Source organism: Bacillus salipaludis, from assembly GCF_004358205.1.
On sequence record NZ_SMYO01000067.1, the window covers coordinates 1 to 4,608 of the forward strand.

Annotated in this window: 2 protein-coding genes; one reads left to right on the plus strand and one right to left on the minus strand. The window is 34.8% G+C overall.

The window, feature by feature from the left end:
• Positions 1–694: 694 nt before the first annotated feature.
• Complete coding sequence (locus tag E2K98_RS30170; protein WP_235824985.1) at positions 695–2,344, plus strand: COG4705 family protein; 1,650 nt, start codon at positions 695–697, stop codon at positions 2,342–2,344.
• A gap of 353 nt (positions 2,345–2,697) precedes the next feature.
• Here E2K98_RS30170 and E2K98_RS30175 read toward each other — a convergent pair whose 3' ends face one another.
• Positions 2,698–4,050: a cation:proton antiporter gene (locus E2K98_RS30175; protein ID WP_133340651.1), complete on the minus strand. Its 1,353-nt coding sequence runs from the start codon at positions 4,048–4,050 to the stop codon at positions 2,698–2,700.
• Between the last annotated feature and the right edge of the window lie 558 nt (positions 4,051–4,608).

Below are 4,608 nucleotides of genomic sequence, written 5' to 3' on the forward strand. Positions count from 1 at the left end.
CTTTCGGCCCGCCACCTAACTGTCTACGCTTAAAGACTAAAGTTACCTTTAGCCCTCCAAGACTCGCTACGAGCGAATGGCTAGTTCTTACTCGACGGGAATCCCACCCGTTATATGATACGACCTAGGCTCGGCCGCACACCTGCCCCTTTAGTGCAATAAGAAAAGCTGCCACAATGACAGCTTGATCTACAACTATTGCACCCTTTACTTTAAGTGTATTTCTTCATAGTCTTTTCTAAAAGAGATTTTACAATATGGTCAAACCTGATGAATTTATAATATAAGGATAAGATTGAGATACCATCAACAATGAAATTGGGAAAGTCTTGAAAAGCTAATATTTCCCCTTTCTGGTAAAATAACTTCAAGTAATTCCTTGTCATCCTTTTCTCCTCTCAGTATGAAAAATTACTTTCCCTTCTTTATCACTCCTGGACCATATGAACAATAATAATAGACACTTAAGTTAATTTTAATCAGCTTTTAATAAATAGCCCCCCCATTTCAAATATAGTAGAGAATGACATCATCCCAAATGAAAATAAGAGATCGAAATTGCTTATTAACAATGACTACTTCCAAAAAGGAGATGAGTTTCTTTAAAGACAACTTAGCATTTTCTGAACAAACGGAACAGGTCGGTAAATGTTAGCAAAGAATTACAAGTCACCATATTTTTTGGAACTTCAAGATGATGGCAATCACAGTGGGAGAAACGGCGCAGACTTCCTTAATGATAAACTTGGATTTGGATGGGTATCCTTATTTAAAAAGAAATAAAATTAAATTGTGGGAAACCACCTTAAAGAAAGGGTTTTTTATATTGGAAGAAAACCAAAATAAAATGAAAATTTTACTTAACAAAGTACCACAAGTTACGATTTTCTTTTGGATCATAAAAGTTTTATGTACAACTGTTGGTGAAACATTTGCTGATTTCATCAATTTCAACATTGGACTTGGTTTAACTCTTACTACCATTATTATGGGAATTGCGTTTTTTATTGTATTATTTTTTCAATTTAAAGCAAACAAATATGTTCCAGCCTTTTACTGGGTAACAGTTGTCCTTATAAGCGTATTTGGAACACTGGTAACGGATAATTTGACAGATAATATGGGCGTACCACTTGAGGTTAGTACAGCTGTTTTCTCGGTGCTACTAGGACTGACTTTTCTATTTTGGTATCTTAGTGAAAAAACACTATCGATCCACTCGATTTTTACTAGAAAAAGAGAGGTTTTCTACTGGCTTACGATTCTTTTCACCTTTGCACTTGGAACAGCGGTCGGCGATTTATATTCCGAACAACTTGGTTTTGGTTATCTTAACACAGGCATAGGCGTTGTTATTATTATTGCTCTTGTGTTCTTAGCTTATAAATTTTTGAAACTTGACGGAGTATTAGCTTTCTGGATTGCGTATATTTTAACTCGTCCGCTTGGAGCCTCACTTGGAGATTACCTATCTCAACCAAAAGTAAATGGCGGATTAGGACTCGGTACAACCGTTACGAGTGTGATTTTTCTTATCGCTATTTTAGCGATTATCGTTTTCCTTGCCGTTTCAAAAGTTGATACACATGTTAAAAGTGATATAGCGGAAACAAACCAAAGTAATGCAAATAAGAAACAGGTGCTAACACAAACGATTGTTGTACTCGTCATTTTTTTAGTTGGAGGTATAGGTGGTTATAACTGGCGCAGTAATTATATTGCATCACAAGGTGCTGCAGAGCAAACCACATTAGCAGGTCAATTAAACGATTTTGTTAAAATTGAAAATGATATGCTAAACGCTGTAAATAAAAACGACTTTGCTTCAGCAAAAAAAGGCGCTGATAATTTGGAACATCAGTGGGATACACAAGAACCTAAGCTTCGAAAAATTGATAGTGCTACCTGGACAAAAATTGATGGAACAATTGACACTGTGCTAGCAGCGGCTCGTTCTTCAAAACCTGATGTTAATCAAAGCAAAACAGCACTTACTAACTCAATTAGTGTCTTAAAAGGGGCAAATAAATCAACATCAAAATCTGGTGCCTCATCAACTACATTATCTGGACAGTTAAACGATTTTTCAAAAATCGAAAACGATATACTAAACGCTGTAAACAAAAATGACTTTGCTTCAGCGAAAAAAGGGGCAGATGAATTAGAACATCAATGGGACACTCAGGAACCTAAGCTTCGAAAAATCGATGGTGCTACATGGACGAAAATTGATGGAACAATAGATGTTGTATTAGCTGCAGTACGTTCATCAAATCCTGATGTAAACAAGTGTAAAACAGCACTTAACAATTCACTTAGTACCATAAATGCAGCAAACAAATAAAAAATAAGGAATCGCAAATCGCGGTTCCTTCTTAAATGAAACTTTCTTTTGTAGGTCATTTGACTAAAGGAAAATTTATAAGGAGCCTCCTTTCGTGGCTCCTTCACACGAATAACAAAAAAGAATTATAGAATTACTATTTTTTTAATATGGTGGTTAAGGAGTTTTAAAATGAAAACTTCAATAATAGACGTTATATTTATTTGTTTAGGTTTATCATACGGTACGTATGAGTTATTTATAAAACCGATAAATCGGTTAAGTTATGAGTTTACTGGAATCCTATCCATTTTTTTATCTTTATGGATTTCTTTTTCTTGTATAAAGTATCACAAAGAATAAACATTATAAAGTTATTTCCCCTCCAATTTTTCATATTTTATTTGTTGTTGTAGAACTATTATGTCACTATCATTATTAATTTTTTCAGGAACCAGATCCTCATCTCCTGGCATTAACCTCCAGCCTTTATTTAAGACAAGGCGAAGCCAAGAACCTGCAAGCCATGAAGTAATTAGGGCTAACATAACTAAAATTGCAAAGAAGTCTTGATTAATAATCCCTGCTGAAAATGCAACGGTTGAAAGGACGATCCCTGGACCCCCACGTGCATTCATTGCCATTGCAAAATTCATACTTGTTAATCGATCCTGATGAATGATCTTACAAGCAAGGAACACAATAATAGATTGTGCAAGTGTAGCAAATAACAAATATTGCAAAAAGAATAATGGCTCAAAATGTTTGGCAAGATCTAATTTAAGTCCTACTACGGCAAAGTAAACTGGAATAAACCAAGAAAATGAAATGTGAAGTACAGACTGTTCTAATCGTTTAAACAACGTTGGGGGTAAAGCCCACTTTGCTCCGATTCCTGCTAATAGCGCTCCAAAAATGGTATCAATATTTAAATATCCAGCTATTGAAGAAACAACAAACATGATAAATAAAAAATATCCAACATGAGAAGCTCTAAATAAAAAATTCCCGTTTCGAATTGTTAGGTTTTTAAACAAAAAGCTAAGAGAAAAAAGAGTAACCATAATGAACCCTGCTGTAATACCAATACTCTTAAAAACAGCCCCAGATGTAACTGATCCGCTATGCCCAGCAACTGAGGTAGCTATTCCAAGCGCGACCCAAAGCAATGTATCATGGACTCCAGCAATTGCTATAACAAGTTTTGCAAATCGTGATTGCATTATTCCTAGGTCATTAAATATTTTAGAAATAACAGGTATTGAAGTAACAGCTATTGAAATTGCGATGACAATCTTGATTGCAAACTCACTATTGGCTGGTCCAATAAATTGTTGAAAATTAAATAAATTGGTAGCAATCCACCCCAGTGCAAACGGAAGAATTGTGGAGGTGAGAACGATAACAGTTATAATTTTTCCATCACCTTTTTTAAATTTAGTGTGGAACTTTAATCCAGAACAAAACATAAGTAATGTAAGACCGATTTGATACATAAGTCCAAACATCCGATCTTCCTGTGGAAAACCAGAAAACAGCCAAGAAAAAGCACTTGGATAAAAATATCCAAGTAATGTTGGTCCTAAAAGAATTCCTGATGCCACTTCACCGATTACCCTAGGAATCATTAACCGCTCAGCAAAATAGCCTAGTAAATGAGCTAGTGCTAACAAGATGGCTGTTGCCAACAAAAAGTGACTAAGTTCTAAAGAGCTAAAATCGAACACCTAAGCCCCTCCTTTTGTTTTCAATATAAAATATGATATTTGTACAAGTTGGTCATGGCCATTTACATATTAGAGACAACAAACTTCCAAGAAAAAATGTTCAAAATGGCTAATCCATTTTTGCACCTAGGCACATTCTGATGCCATATCAAAATCATTAAAAGTATTTTCTTGTGATTGCTCTTATGTTTGTTCTTGAAGCGGTACTTGGGGTTTATCTGATATTACCTTACCTCCTTTATCCCAAATATATGGAATCGAGAGCTTTTCCTTTCTTAAGGAATCATTAAATCTTTATGAATAGATATGGCAATAAAAGTAGCTATCCTTTTTAAAATACTTTTAATTTTTCAGCTCTAATTCGATGGTTCTTTAAAAATATTAAATTTCTAACCTGTCCCGATAGTAAAATAGAGTAGGAGGGGAAATTTAATCCCCGACCTCTCACACCACCGTACGTACGGTTCCGTATACGGCGGTTCAATCTTTTAAGTATCGTAACTCATAAAGTTGGGATATATCTTTTAATCCCCATTTTGTGAGTTTTTCTTTTGTTAT